We start from the raw sequence: 17092 nt of genomic DNA on the forward strand, positions 1-17092 counted from the left end.
GGAGCGCGTTGAACGCCGGCACGGCGGCCCTTTATGCCCTTCAGGGTAGTAGGGCAAGCGCAGCGAGTAATCCAGAAACCGCCGCGGCAACTGGATCCCCGCCTTCGCGGGGATGACGGATAAACTGGAATCCGGCATATGTGGGATTAAAACGTAGGTTGGGCTGAGCAACGCGAAGCCCAACCTACGTCTCGTATAGTGCCTCGATCCGCTCCGCATACTGCTCCAGCACCTTCGCCCGCTTGATCTTCATGGTCGGGGTCAGCAGGCCCTCGTCCAGGGTCCAGGGATCCAGGGTCAGCGCCACCCGGCGGATCTTGGCGTAGCCGGGGAAGTCATGCAGCTGGGCGCGGATGCGCTGCAGCACCCGGATCTCGAGCTTCTCGTTGTGCAGGTGGGCCTTGTCGTAGGGGTCCAGCCCCAGTTCGCGCACGAAGCCGAACCAGTGCTGCGGATCGGGCACGATGATCGCGGTGAGATAGGGCCGGCCCTCGCCCACCACCAGCGCCTGATCGAACAGGGAATCGAGCATGATGGCCGCCTCCATGTCCGCCGGGGGCACCTTCTCGCCGTTGGACATGACCAGGATGTCCTTGAGCCGGCCGGTGATGTAGATGTGGCCGCCCTCGATGCGGGCCTGGTCGCCGGTATGCAGCCAGCCCTCGGGATCGATCATCTCGCGGGTGGCGGTGTGGTTGTTCCAGTAGCCGAGCATCACCCCGGGGCCGCGCGCGAGCAGCTCGTCGGCCGCGCCGATCCTCACCTCGGTGTCGCGGATGGGGATGCCGACGCTGGCCGGGTCGTTGTCCTCGAAGGTGTTGACGCTGATCACCGGACTGGACTCGGTCAGGCCGTAGCCCTGCAGCAGCGGCAGGCCGAGCCCGATGAACAGCCTTGACACCGGCTCGGGAATGGCCGCCCCACCGCTGACCGCTGCGCGCAGTCGTCCGCCCAGCTTCGCCAGCACCTTGTCCGCCACCAGCCGCCGCAGCAGCGGCCACAGCAGCAACGCCGGTGACCAGCGTGCCCGACCCTGGCTGCGCAGGAAGCGGCGCCAGCCGGTGCGCACGGTGAGCCGGAACAGGCCGCGCTTGAGCGCGCCGCCGCCGGCCAGCTGGTCCTGGATGCGGCCATAGACCCGTTCGAAGATGCGCGGCACCGCGATCAGGATGGTCGGGCGCACGCTGGCCAGGTCCTCGGCCAGCTGCGCCACGGAGCGGGCGTAGCTGACCGTGGCGCCGGCCATCATGGGCAGATAGTAGCCGCCGGTGCGCTCCAGGGTGTGCGACAGCGGCAGGAAGGAGACGAACTCGTCCTCCTGATAGACGTCGATCATGGTCAGCACGGCATGCGCCACCGACAGCATGTTGTGGTGGCTGAGCATCACGCCCTTGGGCCGGCCGGTGGTGCCGGAGGTGTAGACGATGGAGGCCAGGGCCTGGCCGTCGTGGCCGGAAGGCGGCAGGGATTCGGCATCCGCCGGCAGCCAGTCGTGCAGGGTGACCAGGTGTCCCGCTTCCGTGTCCTCCAACTCGCCCTCCAGGATCACCACCCGCATCAGCTGTTCGGCCTTGCTCAGGGCCGCGTCCAGGCGGCGCCAGTGCCCGGCCGACTGCACCAGCAGCAGCCGGCACCAGGCGTCATTGAGGATGTAGGCGGCATTGTCGGGGCGGTCGTCCACGTACAGCGGCACCACCACCAGGCCCAGACTCAGGGCGGCGATGTCGAAGGCGGCCCAGTCCGGTCCGTTGCGCAGCAGGATGGCCACGCGGTCGCCGGGGCTGAGGCCCTCGGCGGCGAGCGCCTGCTGCCAGCGGGCCACCCGCGTGTCCATGTCGCGCCAACTCAGACTGTGCCAGGCCTGCGCGCCGCGGGAGAAATAGCGGTAGGCCGGCGCCTCGGGCGTGCGGCGCACCCGCTCCCGGAACAGGCCGTCCAGGGTGACGGCCGCCTCGGTGGAAATGAGGTCTTCACTGCTCATGGGGTCTCCGCTGTCCGACCCTGCCGCGCAATGGCCGGATTTGTTGTAGAATCCACGCAGAACCGAATGGCACTTTGTGGCAAGCCGGATTTCAGTCTACCCGTCATTCCCCGTACCGGCCTGCGCCGGCACAGGCTCCAGCGGGATCCATCGTTGGTCTGCTCCGCCAGACACTGGATTCCCGCCTTCGCGGGAATGACGGCGCCGAAGTAATTGCCATTCGCTGCCTAACCCTGGTGAACCGGGCGGTTGCGCCGGACCCGGTCTGGAATCACACTCTTATGCAGATCACACTCAACGGCGAAGCGCGTGAGATTGCCGAAGATCTCACGGCGGCGCAACTCATCGAGGAACTGGGGCTGAGCGGCCAGCGCCTGGCGGTGGAGGTCAATCGCGAGATCCTGCCGCGCAGCGGGTTCGCCGAGCACCGCTTCCAGCCGGGCGACCGGGTCGAGATCGTGCGGGCCATTGGCGGTGGGTGAGGTATTCGATCAGAATTCTCAACGCAGAGACGCAAAGGCGCAGAGGTCACAAGGGCCTTCTCAAAATTCCTCGTCATTGCGAGGCACGCAGTGCCGCGGCACAAGCGAGCTTGCGAGCGCAGAACGTCCGCAGGGCGGCCCCGAAGGGGTGAGCGCAGCGAATAATCTCCATCCGGCTGCTTCTGCGTAACGAGATTGCCACGCTGCGCTCGCAATGACGGCTAATCAGGAGACACCGATGTCCACCCCCATGCAGGAAATCCAGCCCACCGACGATCCGCTGATCGTCGCCGGACGCAGCTATCAGTCCCGCCTGCTGGTCGGCACCGGCAAGTACAAGGACCTGGAGCAGACCCGCCAGGCGGTCGAGGCCAGCGGCGCGGAGATCATCACCGTGGCCATCCGCCGCACCAATATCGGCCAGGACCCGAACGAGCCCAACCTGCTCGAGGTGCTGCCGCCGGACCGCTACACCTATCTGCCCAACACCGCCGGCTGCTACACGGCCGAGGACGCGGTGCGCACCTGCCGCCTGGCGCGCGAGCTGCTGGACGGCCACAACCTGGTCAAGCTGGAGGTGCTGGGCGACGAGAAGACCCTGTTCCCTGACATCATCCAGACCCTGGAGGCGGCCGAGGTCCTGATCAAGGACGGCTTCGAGGTCATGGTCTACACCAACGACGACCCCATCATCGCCAGGCGCTTCGAGGAGATGGGCTGTGTCGCGGTGATGCCGCTGGCCGCCCCCATCGGCTCCGGTCTGGGCATCCGCAACCCCTACAACATCCTCACCATCGTGGAAAACGCCTCCGTGCCCATCCTGGTCGACGCCGGCGTGGGCACCGCCTCGGATGCCGCCATCGCGCTGGAACTGGGCTGTGACGGCGTGCTGATGAACACCGCCATCGCCGGGGCCGGCGACCCGGTGCTGATGGCCTCGGCCATGAAGAAGGCCATCGAGGCCGGGCGCGAGGCCTTCCGCGCCGGGCGCATCCCGCGCAAGCGCTTCGCCAGCGCCTCCTCGCCCATCGACGGCACCTTCTTCTGAGCCGTCACGGCGCATGCATGTTCTGCATATCCAGTCCCGCGAGCGGATCGAGGCCCCGGAGGCCCTGAGCCACCTGCCCGCCGAGGGGCTGGTATGGCTGGACTTCATCCGCGAGCAGGAGCCGGACTGGCCGGCTGAGGTGCGCCGTCTGACCGGGGTGGAGATCCACGAGGGCCATGTGCGCGACAGCCTGAACCCGGGCCACCCCTCCTACAGCGACAGCACCAGCGACTACGAAATGGTCATCTTCCGCAGCCTGGCGCCGGAGCAGAATGAGGACTTCAACAGCCGCCCCACGGCCTTGTTCCTGTTCGACCGGGTGCTGGTCAGCGTGCGCGCCGCAGACAGCCGTTCCATTCAGACGGTGCGCGAGCGGCTGCTGCAGCGTCAGGGGCGCATCCCGGCGCGTCCGGTGGGCCTGATGCATCTCATTCTGACCAACATGGTCGACCGCTTTCTGCAGATGCGCGAACCGCTGACCGAGCAGCTGGAAACCTGGCGGCGGGACCTGCTCGATCCCGGCCATCCTTTCGACGACTGGCTGGCGCTGATGAACCACCGCAGCCGCCTGCGCCAGCTGGAACTGCTGTGCGAGGGCCAGGAGGATGCGATCACGGTATGGCGCGACACCACCGGCGTGGACATCGACGATCACCTGGCCGTGCGTTACAACGACCTGCTCGAGCACATCCGCCGGGTGATGAAGTTCGCCACCGATCAGCAGAGCGAGATCGAGTCCCTGGTGCAGTTGCACTTCTCCGCCGTCGCCCACCGCACCAACGAGATCGTGCGGGTGTTGACCGTGATCTCGGCCATCTTCCTGCCGCTAACGGTGATCGTCGGGGTTTTCGGCATGAACTTCGAATACATGCCGGAGTTGGCCTGGCGCTATTCCTACTTCATCGTCCTGGGCGCCATGGCGGCACTGGCCATCGGACTGCTGGTGCTGTTCCGGGTGAAGAAGTGGATCTGACTGCAGGACAGTAGGATGGGTGGAGGCACCCTGTGCCGCAACCCATCGCCAGGACCGCGGCATGATGGGTTACGCTACGCTTCACCCATCCTACATACCAAGGCCGAGGAAAAACCTGGATCCAATCCGTTAGGATGGGTGGAGGCACCCTGTGCCGCAACCCATCGCCGGGGCCGCGGCATGATGGGTTACGCTACGCTTCACCCATCCTACATACCAAGGCCGAGGAAAAACCTGGATCCAATACGTAGGATGGGTGGAGGCACCCTGTGCCGCAACCCATCGCCGGGGCCGCGGCATGATGGGTTGCACTGCACTTCACCCATCCTACACCCTGGCCCCGCATGTTTTTTACAGGGCTTCCCCTCAGCCCTGGAACCTAGTTACCAGGACCTGATTTTATATACACATCCCGCTGCGGGAAGGGGATGGTGATGCCGGCGGCCTTGAAACGGCGCCAGATATCGAGGTTCACCTCCGAACGCACGCCGTTGACGCCGTTCTCCGGGTCCAGGATCCAGACCCGCAGTTCCAACAGGATGCCGTTGTCGCCGAATGCCAGCAGCCGGCACACGGGCGCCGGGTCGTCCTTGATGCGCGGCGAGGCGTGCGCCGCCTCCAGCATGATCGCCATGGCCTGCTCCGGGTCGTCGCCGTAGCTGATCGAGACCGGGATCTTGATGCGCACGTCGCGGTCGGAATAGCTCCAGTTGATCACCTCGGTGGTGATCAGGGTCTCGTTGGGAATCAGCGTCTCCACCCCGTCGCGGTCGCGCACCACGATGTAGCGGGCGCGCAGTTCCTGCACCCAGCCGAACTTGTCGCCCACGCTGATGACATCGCCCGGCTTGATGGAGCGGTCGAACAGCACGATGAAGCCGCTGATGAAGTTGCTGGCGATGCGCTGCAGGCCGAAACCGATACCGACACCCAGCGCGCCGCCGAACACGGTCAGCGCGGTGAGATCGATGCCGACGGCATCCAGGGCGATCAGCAGCGCCAGGGTGAGCAGCACCACCTTGCTGACCTTGGCCACCCCCACCCGCAGCCCGGGGCTGACATGCGCGGCGCTGGTCATGCGGCGCTCGATCAGCGCCGACAACCAGAAGGCGATCACCCACAGCAGGGCGATCAGCAGTACCAGCTTCACCACCGCGAGCAGCGAAATGCGGGTACTGCCCAGGCTGAAGGCGAACTCGTCCATGGCCTGCAGCACATAGGGCAGCCAACCCAGCAGATGCAGCGCCACCAGGATCCAGATGCTGGTACTGACCAGGCTCTCCCAGGCCTTGACCGCCGGACCGGGCGTGAAGCTCTTGCGCAGCAGGTAGACCAGCAGGCGGATGGCGGCCAGCGACAGCAGCAGCGGCACGGCGATATCGAGTACCGCCACGGGGTAGTCGATGCTGTCGAGGATGGCCCGGCCGACGAATACGCCCACCAGCATGCTCAGCGGGAACAGCATGCGGCGCAGGCTCTTGCGGGTGAATTCGTGCAGCCGGCGCTCGGCCTGACCCTCCGGCGTCCGCGACAGCGAGACATAGATCGCCCGGTGCACCAGCCAGGCGCCGATGCCGGCCAGCGCCAGCACCAGCAGCTGCCAGCCGAAATCGGGGTTCTGGATGCGTTCCAGCCAGACGCGGTAGTCGAGTTCGATGCCGTTCATGGGCTCCGGGTGCCAGTTCCTCAGGCGTAGGCTGGGTGGAGGCGCATGACGCCGTAATCCATCGCCCTACCGGGCCTGATGGGTTGCGCTGCGCTCCACCCATCCTACGTCATTGCGAGCGCAGCGCGGCAATCTCATAATGCGACGCCTATCGCTTGGAGATTGCCACGGCGCTGCGCGCCTAGCAATGACGGACTATCAGGATTCTAATGACCACAACCGACCACCTCCGCCGCATCCGCTCCTTCGTGCGCCGCGAGGGACGGCTCACACCGTCCCAGCAGCGGGCACTGGACGAACTGCTGCCCCGCTACGGCCTGGCCCCGGACGCCCCGCTGGACCTGGACGCGGTCTTCGGCAGGGCCGCGCCGCGCACCCTGGAAATCGGCTTCGGCAACGGCGACAGCCTGGCCACCATGGCCGCGGCCGCACCGGAGCAGGATTTCATCGGCATCGAGGTCCACCGGCCGGGGGTGGGCCATCTGCTGCGCCTGATCGCCGAGCGGGAACTGACCAATATACGGGTCGTCTGCGCCGACGCCGTCGAGGTGCTGCGCGCCGCCATCCCGGAGGCCGGCCTGAACCGGGTGCTGCTGTTCTTCCCCGATCCCTGGCCCAAGAAGAAGCACCACAAGCGGCGCATCCTGCAGCCGGAATTCGTCGCCCTGGTCGCGCGCAAGCTCGCCCCGGGCGGCATCTTCCACCTGGCCACCGACTGGGAGGACTATGCCGGACAGATGCTGGAGGTCATGGAGGCCAGCCCCGATTTCACCAACCCGGCAGGGCCGGGGCGGTTCGCCGAACGTCCGGCCGACCGCCCCCTGACCAAATTCGAGCAGCGCGGCCAGCGCCTGGGGCACGGGGTATGGGACCTGCTGTACCGCCGCGTCCATGCGCCTGCCCCCTAAAGGGTGCCGACCGGGACCGACTGTGGTAGGATGCCGGGCTTTTCCACGGGCGGAAATGGCTCCCCCCTGCCGGGGTCTGCGGAGCCCGTCCCGGGCCCGAGGGGCGCCCGAAATTTATCAATTTAGATCAAGAATTTAGTCCTGCGCCAGCGGCGCGGGCACGGCGCCTCCGGGCAGCCGATCCAGGATTTCAAAACCTTGGCTTGAGGAGAACAGCATGTCCAAAAAGCATCCCGTGATCGCGGTCACCGGCTCGTCCGGCGCCGGCACGACCACCGTCAAGGTGGCATTCGAGCACATCTTCCGCCGCGAGGGCATCAACCCCCTGGTCATCGAGGGCGACAGCTACCACCGCTATGACCGCGCGGCCATGAAGGAGGCCATGAAAAAGGCCGAGGCCGAAGGCAACCGCAACTTCAGCCACTTCGGGCCCGAGGCCAACATCTTCGACAAGCTCGAGGAGACCTTCAAGACCTATGGCGAGACCGGTGCCTGCCAGCGCCGCTACTACCTGCACAGCGACGAAGAGGCCGCCCCCTACGGCCAGAAGCCGGGCGAATTCACCCCCTGGGAGGACATCCCGGCCGGCACCGACCTGCTGTTCTACGAAGGCCTGCACGGCGGCGTGGTGACCGAGGACGCCAACGTGGCCCAGTTCGTGGACCTGCTGATCGGCGTGGTGCCGCTGGTCAACCTGGAGTGGATCCAGAAGATCCACCGCGACGCGGCCGAGCGCGGCTACTCCGCCGAGGCCATCGTCGACACCATCCTGCGCCGCATGCACGACTACGTGAACTACATCACCCCGCAGTTCTCGCGCACCGACATCAACTTCCAGCGCGTGCCGACGGTCGACACCTCCAACCCCTTCATCGCCCGCGACATCCCTACGGCCGACGAGTCCTTCGTGGTGATCCGCTTCCGCGATCCGAAGAAGCACAGCGTCGACTTCCCCTACCTGCTGAACATGCTGGAGGGGTCGTTCATGTCGCGGCGCAACACCATCGTGGTGCCGGGCGGCAAGATGGGCTTCGCCATGGAGATCATCCTGGCGCCGATCATCGAGCAGATGCTGGCCGGACGCGGCTGAAGTCGAGCACCATCGCAACACGCAAACCCCCGGCTGGTCCGGGGGTTTTTGCTGTAGGACGATAGCTTCAACCCGGACACTGGTGTATTTTTCCCTTAACATTACCGAAGCGCCTGGTGCCGGCACGGGAATGACGGGAAGAGGCGTAGGTCGGGTTAGCCCGGCAGGGCGTAACCCGACAGGGGACGCGGCTCATGTCGGGTTACGCTGCGCTAACCCGACCTACAGGATTAGATTTTTCCGTCATTCCCGCGAAGGCGGGAATCCAGGTGTTCCCGAGGCATGGATGCCCGCCTGCACGGGCATGACGGCAGGGGTAATGATCTGAATTTTCTCAGCGGAATCCGTTCATCCATGACCCCCGGTAAACGGCATGAAGGAACAGCCCCACAAACAGGCCGACACACAGCGCTTCCGTTACGGCCACAGCGCCGGCGCGGACTGGGAACAGAGCGCTGAGCAGTGCCTGCGCCAGATCGGCTACATCCCGCCGGAGACCAATCTGGGCTTTCTCTACGTCACCGACGAGCACGCCGCCATCCTGCCCTCCATCCTGGAGCACTTCCGCGAACAGACCGGGATCGACGACTGGGTGGGCACGGTCGGCATGGGCATCTGCGCCACCGGCACCGAGTACTACGAAACCCTGGCCATAGCCGCCATGGTCGGCGCCTTCGGACCGGACGACTACCGCATCCTGCCCACCCTGCAGTCGCTGGAGATGAGCGAGCTCGACGCCCTGGACAACTGGTTGGCGGACAGCGCCGCCCACCTGGGCATCGTCCATGGCGATCCGCGCAATGCCGCCGGCCCCGAACTGATCGAACGCCTGGCCGCGCGCCTGCCCGGCGGCTTTCTGGTCGGCGGCCTGAGTTCCTCGCGCGACCAGGAACCGCAGATCGCCAACCGCATCGTCCAGGGCGGCCTGTCCGGCGTGGTCTTCTCCGACCGCGTCCGGGTCGTGACCGGCCTGAGCCAGGGCTGCACCCCCATCGCCGGCAAGCACGAAATCACCGAGTGCGAACGCAATGTCATCAGCCGCATCGACGACCGCCCGGCGCTGGAGGTGTTCTACGAGGACATCGGCGAGATCCTGGCCCGCGACCTCAACCGGGTGGCCGGCTACATCTTCGCCGGCCTGCCGCTGCAGGGCTCGGACACCGCCGACTACCTGGTGCGCAACCTGGTCGGGGTGGATACCCGCAACCAGCTGCTGGCCGTCGGCGACCTGCTGCAGCCGGGCCAGGAAATCCAGTTCTGCCGCCGCGACGGCGCCTCGGCCTGGGAGGATCTGGAACGCATGCTCGCCGATCTGAAGCAACGCACCGGCGACCGCCCCATTCGCGGCGGCGTCTATTACTCCTGTCTGGGCCGGGGCAAGAATCTGTTCGGCGAGGAGTCCGACGAATTGCGCGCCATCCGCGACCGGCTGGGCGAGTTCCCGCTGGTGGGCTTCTTCGCCAACGGCGAGATCTTCCACAACCGGCTCTACGGCTATACCGGGGTGCTGACATTGTTCTTGTAAATGCCCCGTCTACCGGCATCCAGGGGTAGGTCGGGTTGCGCCCTGCCGGGCTAACCCGACCTACTGCTTGCGCAGGACGGGTGGAGCGCAAGCGCAACCCATCGCTGGCCGCCGGCCGATGGGTTACGGCGCGGAGCGCCTTCACCCATCCTACACACTGAATACCACCTGGCAACGGAACCCATACCATGCACTACCGCAAACTCGGCCGCACCGATATCGACGTCAGCCTGATCTGCCTCGGCACCATGACCTTCGGCGAGCAGAACAGCGAGCGCGATGCGCATGAACAACTCGACCGCGCCGTGGCGGCGGGGGTGAACTTCATCGACACCGCCGAGCTCTACCCGGTGCCGCCGCGCGGGGAGACCCAGGGGCGCACCGAGGCGTACATCGGCAGCTGGCTGGCGCGGCGCGGCAAACGCGACGATCTGGTCATCGCCAGCAAGGTGGCCGGTCCCACCGACTGGTGCCCGCACATCCGCGGCGGCAGCAGCCATCCCGATGCGGCCAACATCAAGATCGCGCTCAATGACAGCCTGCGCCGGCTGCAGACCGACTATATCGATCTCTACCAGGTGCACTGGCCGGACCGCAGCGCCAACTTCTTCGGCAAACTGGGCTATGAATACGACGCCAGTCCATCGCTGCCCATCGAGGATACCCTGGAGGCGCTGGCGCGCCAGGTCGAGGCAGGTAAGATCCGCCACATCGGCATCTCCAACGAGACGCCCTGGGGCACCATGCGCTACCTGCAGCTGGCCGAGGCGCGCGGCTGGCCGCGCATCGTCAGCATCCAGAATCCCTACAGCCTGCTGAACCGCTCATTCGAAGTGGGCCTGGCCGAGATCAGCCAGCGCGAGGAGGTGGGCCTGCTGGCCTACTCGCCCCTGGGCTTCGGGGTGCTGAGCGGCAAGTACCTGGACGGCGCCCGACCCGAGGGCGCGCGCCTGAGCCTGTTCGAGCGCTTCAGCCGCTATTCCAACCCCCAGGGTGAGCGCGCCACCGCGGCCTACGTGGCATTGGCCCGCGACCACGGCCTGGACCCGGCGCAGATGGCGCTGGCCTACGTCAACAGCCGGCCCTTCGTGACCGCCAACATCATCGGCGCGACCCGGCTGGAGCAGCTGGAGAGCAATCTGGGGAGTGCGGATCTGACGCTGTCGGAGGAAGTCCTGGAGGGGATCGAAGCGATTCATCAGGCGCATCCCAATCCCTGCCCCTGAAACCACCTGCGCCGTAGGATGGGTGAAGCGCAGCGCAACCCATCATTCGCACTTCAAACCGATGGGTTGCGGCGCAAAGGCGCCTCCACCCATCCTACGAATAGCGACAGCTACATCCTGACGTAACCCTCCCGCTCCAGCCGCTCCACCTCGGCCGGGCCGAAGGGCACGATCTCGATGAAGGCGGGCAGGTCATCGCTACTCAGACCGAGAGACTCCATGCGGGTCTGGCAGGCCTTGACCTCAATCACCCCGAAGGCGTCCAGGCGGGCGGCCAGATCCACCATGTCCCGGTATTCGGCGTAGTTGGCGATGGCGAAGAATTCGATCTCGGGGCCGTGCAGCACCAGGGCGATGCGGGACGGGTTCGAACCCGGACTGGGGCCGGGCGTGACCTCATCCAGGCGCTGCAGCAACCGGCGCAATTCCTGTGGCTCATGCAGGTTGATGTCATAGAGCCGGTGCCGCTGTTCCAGTGTCTCGGGAATCGGTTGAGCGCGTGGGGCATCGCCGCCCGCAGGCAGCGGCGCTGCCTGCAACACCCCGGGCCCGCCGCCTGTCAGCAGCACCAGGACCAGCAGGAAATTCCGCCTCTGCTTCATGCCTTCCCCCGAAGTCGGTATAGTTCACGGCTGGGATGAGCCTCCCAGGACAGAAAATAACCCCATCATGACAGAACAACAAACCCGCAACCGCATCATCGCCTGGTGGCTGTTCCTGTGCTGCGCCATGGTCTTCTCCATGATCGTGCTGGGCGGGCTGACCCGGCTGACCGGCTCCGGGCTGTCGATGGTGGAGTGGGACCCGATCTTCGGCATCCTGCCGCCGCTCAACGAGGCCGAGTGGCAGGAGGTGTTCGACAAGTACCGCGGCTCGCCCGAGTACCTGCACGTCAACGCCGGCATGAGCCTGGAGGGGTTCAAATCCATCTACTGGTACGAGTTCGCCCACCGGCTGTTCGGGCGCACCATCGGCACCGTCTTTCTGCTGCCCTTCCTGTTCTTTCTCTGGCGCGGCTGGATTCAGCGCCCGCTCATCCCGAAACTGGCCGCCCTGTTCGTACTCGGCGGGCTGCAGGGCGTGCTGGGCTGGTACATGGTGATGAGCGGCCTGGTGGACAGACCGCACGTCAGCCAGTACCGCCTGACCGCCCACCTGATGCTGGCGGTGCTGATCTACGCCTGGATGTTCTGGCTGGCGCTGGACCTGTATCACAACCGTGCCGACCACCGCTGGCGCGCCGGGGTCCGCTTCGGCTGGCCGGCGCTGGGGCTGATCCTGCTCACCATCGCCTCCGGCGGCCTGGTGGCCGGGCTCAAGGCCGGCCTGGCCTACAACACCTTCCCGCTGATGGACGGCCGGCTGCTGCCGGAGGTGATGTTTCCCTTCGAGCCCTGGTGGCGCAACTTCTTCGACCATGTGGCCACGGTGCAGTTCGACCACCGGCTGCTGGCCCTGACCACCTTCAGCGTCATCCAGCTGGGCTGGCTGCTGACCCGCCCCGGCCTGCCCCCCGGGCGGGCCCGTCTGAGCCTGCACCTGCTGGCGCTGATGGCCCTGGTCCAGGTCTCGCTGGGCATCGCCACCCTGCTGCACCAGGTGCCGGTCAACCTGGCCAGCGCCCACCAGGCCGGCGCCATCCTGTTGCTTACATTGGCAATTATCCATCTCCACGCCCTGACCCAGGCGGCCCCGCCCAGGTCCGACTGAACATCGCCGATCACCGCCGGCGGCACTGCTGGACAAAATTCCACCATTGCTTCACCCTTGAACAGGGTAATAACAACAAGCCGTCCGGTCGCGCCCCGCGATCCGAGGCATGCGCGCGCAAGACCGCGACCCCGTCAGCAGGGTGAGGGGCAGTTGCCCGCGCGCGAATACAACGGGGTCTGAAACAGCTGTGGCAACAATAACAAAGGATCTCGGCGAACTGCGGGAAGGCATGGTCCTGGGTGCGGACGTGTCCTCGCCCCGCGGCCAGATGCTGCTGGCCGCCGGCGCCACCCTGACCGATCGCCACCTGCGGCTGCTCGCCGCCAACGGGGTGGCCCGAGTCGAGGTCGACGTCGCCGGCGACGACACGGTGCAGCCGACCGGCCCGGCGCTGAATCCCGTACAGCTGGAGGCCCGACTGGAAACGCGCTTTGCGCACAATGACCCGGCGCATCCCCTGATCAGGGAACTCAAACGGATTTGCCGCAGCCGCAACGAGGGTGGAGAAACGGATGGAGACTGAACTCAACGCACTGGTGCACCGGGCCAACGAACTGGCCTCCCTGCCGGAGGTGGTCATGCGGGCCGTGGACATGATCAACGACCCGGAGGCCTCGGCGGCCGACATCGGCAACGTCATCGCCGACGACCCCGCCCTGACCGCCCGACTGCTGAAGATCGTCAACAGCCCCTTCTACGGCTTCCCCTCGCGCATCGACACCGTCTCCCGCGCCATCACCGTGATCGGCACCCTGGAACTGCTGGACCTGATCCTGGCCACCAGCGTGATCAAGGCCTTCAGCGGCATCCCGCCGGAACTGGTGAACATGGACGAGTTCTGGGAGCACAGCCTCTACACCGGTGTGGTATCACGCGTCCTGGCCACCCGCCACCGCGCCCCGAGCAGCGAACGCTTCTTCATCGCCGGTCTGCTGCACGACATCGGCTCGCTGGTGATCTATCGCCATCGCCCGGAACAGGCCGCCATGATCCTGGAACAGGCCCGCGGCAGCGTGGTGCCACTGCATGTACTGGAACGGGAGGCCTTCGGCTTCGACCACGGCCAGGTCGGTGCCGCGCTGATGCAGACCTGGCACCTGCCCGAACACCTGATCGCCAGCGCCTGCTGGCATCACCAGCCGCTGGAGGTCGACGAACACCGGCTCGAGGTGGCCATGGTGCATCTGGCCGACGTCATCGCCAGCGCAGTGCATTCCACTGCCTCGGAAACCGAACGGGTCCCGCCCATGGATGCGCGCGCCTGGGATCTGGTCGGACTGCCGGCGGACAGCGTGGATGCCATCATCAGCGAGGCGGACAAGCAGTTCGCCGATGCCCGTGCGGCGATTCTGCCCAGCGCCTCGGCGGCGTAGGGCAGCATTCCCGGCAATATTCGGCGGCAAACCAAAGGAACCTCTGATTTATTCGTCATGCCCGCGAAGGCGGGCATCCATGTCGCTGAAACCACTGGATTCCCGCCTTCGCGGGAATGACGGCAGGGGAACTAATCAGCGTTCCCCAAAAAAAAGGTTCTTCGCAGATTTGCGGGGTTGCTCAAGAGTCGCTGCAGCCCCCACAGGTAAACCAAGCCAGCATCCGTCATTGCGGCGCAGGCCGCAATCCAGAGGCCGCCGAGGTATCTGGATCCCGGCCGGAGCCTGTGCCGGCGCAGGCCGGTACCGGGATGACGGCTCTGGGTTACCGGCCTGCCGGCTGGGCTGGTTCGCTTGCCTTGCCCGGAAATGCGCGATGAACCAAAAAAAAACGGGACGCGAAGGTCCCGTTAAGAGGGTGGAGGAGCACATCCCACACAGCAAAAACAAATCTTGTTCTACCAGTCACACGGGCCCTGGCTGCGGTCGGGGCACACGGTCAGCGAATCCGTCACCGCCCCCCCGAGCATCGCTTCGCCCAGGTCCGCCGAGTTCATGTCCGCGCCCTGCAGCTGCGCGTCGCTGAGGTCGGCGAAGAAGAACCTGGCACTGTAGAGATCCGCCTCGCGCAGATCGGCGCCGACCAGGCTGGCCCCGTCCAGATTGGCATTGTCCAGGCGCGCATACCGCAGGCCGGCCCCGTCCAGATTGGCCCGCTGCAGCCGGGCGCGGGTGAGGAAGGCGTCCTCCAGGCGCGCCTCGGTGAGCACCGCGTCGGCCAGGTTGCAGCCGCCCAGAATGGCGCCGCGCAGATCAGCGCCGGTCAGATCGGCCTCGTGCAGATCCGACCCCGTGACCGCGGTGTCCGCCAACTTAACCTGGCGCAGGCTGGCCCCGTGCAGATCCGCCCCCAGCAGGTTCTTCCCGGACAGATCGGTCCCGTCGAGATTGCAGCCGGGACAGGCGTTGGTCTCCAGCAGCCGCTGCACCGCCTGCGCACCCGAATCCGGCGCGGCGAACACAGCCCCCAGGGGCAGCAGCAGCGCGAGCGTGAGCCCGGTTTTCAAGGCGCGATCAATGCGCATGGTCAGCGTGACCATGATCGTGCTCATGATCGCTCTCGGTCTTGGCCTTCGCCTTCGTCAACTCGGCGTAGCGCACCTGCAGCGGCGCCTGGCCGCGCATGCTCAGGGTCAACACCGCGCGCGGGGAATCGGTCGCGCTGATGCGTGAATCCTCGGCCAGCATCCGGCTGTCGCCGTCCGGCTCGAGATCGAGGACGACGCGCTCACCGTCCTGGAACAGGATCAGCTGACCCTGTGCGCCCGCGGTCGGCCGCGGCTGATTGGCGTGATCCATGACCCAGACCACCGCCCTGCCTGACTCCACCACCAGTTCCAGGTGATAGGGCCCTGACATGCGCATCATGCCGCCATGCACGGCACCATGCTGGTCAAGATATTCGTCGGTGTGCGCCTGCAGCGCAGGCTGAACGGCCACCAGGCCGGCGATCATGAACAGCGCTTTCACTACCTGACTGATGATTTTCATAATCGACTCCAGATTGCATAAAGAAGTGACCCGGCAGATGCCGGGTCACGACAAACGGCCTCAGACCGAAGTACTGCGCGAGGACTTCAGGCCCTCCCAGCTCTCCGGCACCACCACGTGGTCGTGCATGCCGCCGGGGTTCGGCAGGCGTGCGACGATCTCGTCGGTGTCGGCGTGGATCACCACCATGCCGGACTGACCGGACTGGTGACCACTGTACACCGTGGTGATGAACTCGCCGTCGATGGTGCAGTCGCAGGTGTGCGGATCCGGACCGGTATCCCACTTGGCGACCACCTTCCAGGTCTTCGGATCGACCTTGCAGATGTAGCCGTTGTGCGGCTTGCGCGCCCAGATGGTGAAAAAGGCCCAGCGCGAATCCGGCACGTTGCCCATGTGCAGGGGCAGGTACTTGCGCCCGAAGCCCTCGACGAAGGCCTCCTTCTTCCACTTCATCGGGTCCGGATCCTCGGAACGGTAGACCGCGATGTTGTTCTGCAGCACGTTGTTGCAGGCCAGGAAGTACTCGCCGCTGGTGATGAAGCCTGCTTCGTGCAGCGGGGTCAGCACGGACGGCACCGAGTAGGTCCAGGTGTAGCCCTGCTGCTTGACCAGCGGGAAGTTGTCCGGGGCGCCCTTGCCGGTGGACAGCATGGCCTTCACTTCCCAGGTCTTGGTGTCGACGATGGCGCAGCAACCCAGACGGCGGATCAGAATCGCGCCCAGCGCGTGCTCGGGGTGCCAGGTGAAGGCGTCGACGAACACAGCGGTCGGGTCGGCCGGCATCAGCTCCTCGCCCAGCATCGCCTCGTGGCTGGTCTTCATGCCCTTGCGGTCGATGTAGTCGAACTTGCCGGTCGACTGGTCCGGGAATACATGGGAGACGTTGACCTGACGGGCGACCGGATCGTAGTCCACGCGGAAGGCCTTGACGATCTTCGGGTTGTCGCTGATGTCGGTGATCAGCACCATGTCCTTCTGGCCGTCGGCGAAGGCGACATACTTGTTGGCGTTCGGGCCCACGCCGATGGAGACGTGCACACCCAGGGCCATGCCGGTGGTCTCGCTGACGTCGTTGACCACGGAGATCTTGTTCTGCTTGCCGCTGCCGTCGTAGCGCATCTTGTACATCTTGAACGCGCCGCGGTCACGCCACTCGGGTGAGTTCTCGTTGACGTAGGGGGCCGCGGGCGGCTGCATGGTCTGGTAGAAATCGAAGGTCTTGTAAGGATCGGCCGAGGGCATGGCGGCGATATGGTGCGGGATCGGCATGTCGATCCCGGCCAGGCCGTAGTTGTACCAGGCCAGGGTCTCGGGCACGGACAGATCCAGCGCGGAGACCGAACCGCTGTACTTGCCGGGCAGCAGGATGACGTTGCCCTTGAACTGCTTGAACAGGTCGTGCTGGCGCTCGCCGGTGGCGTCGTGCACCGCGGCCATGGCCGGGTTCATGGCAAAGCTGCCGGCGGTGCCGGCAACGCCGGCGGCCATGGCGCCCTTCATGAAATTGCGTCGGGAAATACTCATTGAAAATTCTCCTACGATTCGCTGACTGT

General features: G+C 65.9%; 16 protein-coding genes. 10 read left to right on the forward strand and 6 right to left on the reverse strand.

What is annotated here, in order from left to right:
• Positions 1-184: 184 nt before the first annotated feature.
• On the reverse strand, positions 185-1981 hold the full coding sequence (locus tag COW1_RS11020; protein WP_201344220.1) for a long-chain fatty acid--CoA ligase: 1797 nt from the start codon (positions 1979-1981) through the stop codon (positions 185-187).
• 281 nt (positions 1982-2262) lie between these two features.
• Here COW1_RS11020 and thiS point away from each other — a divergent pair, with 281 nt between their 5' ends.
• The 3 genes from thiS to COW1_RS11035 all read left to right on the forward strand — a co-directional run bounded on the left by thiS (position 2263) and on the right by COW1_RS11035 (position 4484).
• On the forward strand, positions 2263-2463 hold the full coding sequence (gene thiS, locus COW1_RS11025) for a sulfur carrier protein ThiS (protein WP_201344221.1): 201 nt from the start codon (positions 2263-2265) through the stop codon (positions 2461-2463).
• 250 nt (positions 2464-2713) lie between these two features.
• Entirely contained in the window at positions 2714-3511 is a 798-nt protein-coding gene (locus COW1_RS11030) for a thiazole synthase (RefSeq protein ID WP_201346097.1), read from the forward strand.
• A 13-nt stretch (positions 3512-3524) separates the two neighbouring features.
• Entirely contained in the window at positions 3525-4484 is a 960-nt protein-coding gene (locus tag COW1_RS11035; protein WP_096364492.1) for a magnesium transporter CorA family protein, read from the forward strand.
• 379 nt (positions 4485-4863) lie between these two features.
• Here COW1_RS11035 and COW1_RS11040 read toward each other — a convergent pair whose 3' ends face one another.
• Positions 4864-6150: a mechanosensitive ion channel family protein gene (locus COW1_RS11040; protein WP_096364490.1), complete on the reverse strand. Its 1287-nt coding sequence runs from the start codon at positions 6148-6150 to the stop codon at positions 4864-4866.
• 209 nt (positions 6151-6359) lie between these two features.
• On the opposite strand from COW1_RS11040, the gene trmB reads away from it, so the two are divergent.
• The 4 genes from trmB (at position 6360) to COW1_RS11060 (ending at position 10899) form a co-directional block, all read left to right on the forward strand.
• Complete coding sequence (trmB, locus tag COW1_RS11045; RefSeq protein ID WP_096364488.1) at positions 6360-7058, forward strand: tRNA (guanosine(46)-N7)-methyltransferase TrmB; 699 nt, start codon at positions 6360-6362, stop codon at positions 7056-7058.
• Between the two features lie 217 nt (positions 7059-7275).
• Positions 7276-8148, forward strand: coding sequence for a phosphoribulokinase (locus COW1_RS11050; RefSeq protein ID WP_096364486.1), 873 nt, complete (start codon positions 7276-7278; stop codon positions 8146-8148).
• 373 nt (positions 8149-8521) lie between these two features.
• A complete protein-coding gene (locus COW1_RS11055; RefSeq protein ID WP_201344222.1) occupies positions 8522-9673 on the forward strand; it encodes an FIST N-terminal domain-containing protein in 1152 nt (383 codons plus the stop codon).
• A gap of 188 nt (positions 9674-9861) precedes the next feature.
• A complete protein-coding gene (locus COW1_RS11060; protein WP_201344223.1) occupies positions 9862-10899 on the forward strand; it encodes an NADP(H)-dependent aldo-keto reductase in 1038 nt (345 codons plus the stop codon).
• Positions 10900-11009: 110 nt separating this feature from the next.
• Here the strand turns inward: COW1_RS11060 and COW1_RS11065 are convergent, their stop codons facing one another.
• The gene (locus tag COW1_RS11065; RefSeq protein ID WP_201344224.1) at positions 11010-11501 is read right to left on the reverse strand and encodes a DsrE family protein; all 492 of its coding nucleotides are present in this window, start codon (positions 11499-11501) and stop codon (positions 11010-11012) included.
• Between the two features lie 67 nt (positions 11502-11568).
• On the opposite strand from COW1_RS11065, the gene COW1_RS11070 reads away from it, so the two are divergent.
• The 3 genes from COW1_RS11070 to COW1_RS11080 all read left to right on the forward strand — a co-directional run bounded on the left by COW1_RS11070 (position 11569) and on the right by COW1_RS11080 (position 13985).
• Positions 11569-12609 carry a COX15/CtaA family protein gene (locus COW1_RS11070; RefSeq protein WP_201344225.1) on the forward strand — a complete coding sequence of 347 codons (1041 nt, stop codon included), beginning with the start codon at positions 11569-11571 and terminating at the stop codon, positions 12607-12609.
• A 190-nt stretch (positions 12610-12799) separates the two neighbouring features.
• Positions 12800-13135 (forward strand): hypothetical protein, encoded by a 336-nt coding sequence (locus tag COW1_RS11075; protein ID WP_201344226.1) that lies wholly within the window; start codon positions 12800-12802, stop codon positions 13133-13135.
• Positions 13125-13985, forward strand: coding sequence for an HDOD domain-containing protein (locus tag COW1_RS11080; protein WP_201344227.1), 861 nt, complete (start codon positions 13125-13127; stop codon positions 13983-13985). Before COW1_RS11075 ends, COW1_RS11080 begins: the two co-directional genes overlap by 11 nt.
• 458 nt (positions 13986-14443) lie before the next feature.
• On the opposite strand, the gene COW1_RS11085 is transcribed toward COW1_RS11080, so the two are convergent.
• From COW1_RS11085 to COW1_RS11095, 3 genes are read right to left on the reverse strand one after another with little or no spacing between them, the layout of a single operon-like run.
• The gene (locus COW1_RS11085; RefSeq protein ID WP_201344228.1) at positions 14444-15097 is read right to left on the reverse strand and encodes a pentapeptide repeat-containing protein; all 654 of its coding nucleotides are present in this window, start codon (positions 15095-15097) and stop codon (positions 14444-14446) included.
• Complete coding sequence (locus COW1_RS11090) at positions 15060-15536, reverse strand: hypothetical protein (RefSeq protein WP_201344229.1); 477 nt, start codon at positions 15534-15536, stop codon at positions 15060-15062. The genes COW1_RS11085 and COW1_RS11090 overlap by 38 nt, the downstream gene beginning before the upstream one ends.
• A 60-nt stretch (positions 15537-15596) precedes the next feature.
• Entirely contained in the window at positions 15597-17063 is a 1467-nt protein-coding gene (locus COW1_RS11095) for a twin-arginine translocation signal domain-containing protein (RefSeq protein ID WP_201344230.1), read from the reverse strand.
• Positions 17064-17092: the final 29 nt, after the last annotated feature.

The sequence above is a fragment of the Thiohalobacter sp. COW1 genome, assembly GCF_016629505.1.
GTDB lineage: Bacteria > Pseudomonadota > Gammaproteobacteria > Thiohalobacterales > Thiohalobacteraceae > Thiohalobacter > Thiohalobacter thiocyanaticus_A.

What these genes read in the sequence shown, in the direction of transcription:
- COW1_RS11095 (WP_201344230.1), bottom strand. Translation starts at nt 17,063, where the DNA reads ATGAGTATTTCCCGACGCAATTTCATGAAGGGCGCCATGGCCGCCGGC.
- COW1_RS11030 (WP_201346097.1), top strand. Translation starts at nt 2,714, where the DNA reads ATGCAGGAAATCCAGCCCACCGACGATCCGCTGATCGTCGCCGGACGC.
- COW1_RS11020 (WP_201344220.1), bottom strand. Translation starts at nt 1,981, where the DNA reads ATGAGCAGTGAAGACCTCATTTCCACCGAGGCGGCCGTCACCCTGGAC.
- COW1_RS11040 (WP_096364490.1), bottom strand. Translation starts at nt 6,150, where the DNA reads ATGAACGGCATCGAACTCGACTACCGCGTCTGGCTGGAACGCATCCAG.
- COW1_RS11065 (WP_201344224.1), bottom strand. Translation starts at nt 11,501, where the DNA reads ATGAAGCAGAGGCGGAATTTCCTGCTGGTCCTGGTGCTGCTGACAGGC.
- trmB (WP_096364488.1), top strand. Translation starts at nt 6,360, where the DNA reads ATGACCACAACCGACCACCTCCGCCGCATCCGCTCCTTCGTGCGCCGC.
- COW1_RS11050 (WP_096364486.1), top strand. Translation starts at nt 7,276, where the DNA reads ATGTCCAAAAAGCATCCCGTGATCGCGGTCACCGGCTCGTCCGGCGCC.
- COW1_RS11080 (WP_201344227.1), top strand. Translation starts at nt 13,125, where the DNA reads ATGGAGACTGAACTCAACGCACTGGTGCACCGGGCCAACGAACTGGCC.
- COW1_RS11035 (WP_096364492.1), top strand. Translation starts at nt 3,525, where the DNA reads ATGCATGTTCTGCATATCCAGTCCCGCGAGCGGATCGAGGCCCCGGAG.
- COW1_RS11085 (WP_201344228.1), bottom strand. Translation starts at nt 15,097, where the DNA reads ATGAGCACGATCATGGTCACGCTGACCATGCGCATTGATCGCGCCTTG.
- COW1_RS11060 (WP_201344223.1), top strand. Translation starts at nt 9,862, where the DNA reads ATGCACTACCGCAAACTCGGCCGCACCGATATCGACGTCAGCCTGATC.
- COW1_RS11090 (WP_201344229.1), bottom strand. Translation starts at nt 15,536, where the DNA reads ATGAAAATCATCAGTCAGGTAGTGAAAGCGCTGTTCATGATCGCCGGC.
- COW1_RS11055 (WP_201344222.1), top strand. Translation starts at nt 8,522, where the DNA reads ATGAAGGAACAGCCCCACAAACAGGCCGACACACAGCGCTTCCGTTAC.
- COW1_RS11070 (WP_201344225.1), top strand. Translation starts at nt 11,569, where the DNA reads ATGACAGAACAACAAACCCGCAACCGCATCATCGCCTGGTGGCTGTTC.
- thiS (WP_201344221.1), top strand. Translation starts at nt 2,263, where the DNA reads ATGCAGATCACACTCAACGGCGAAGCGCGTGAGATTGCCGAAGATCTC.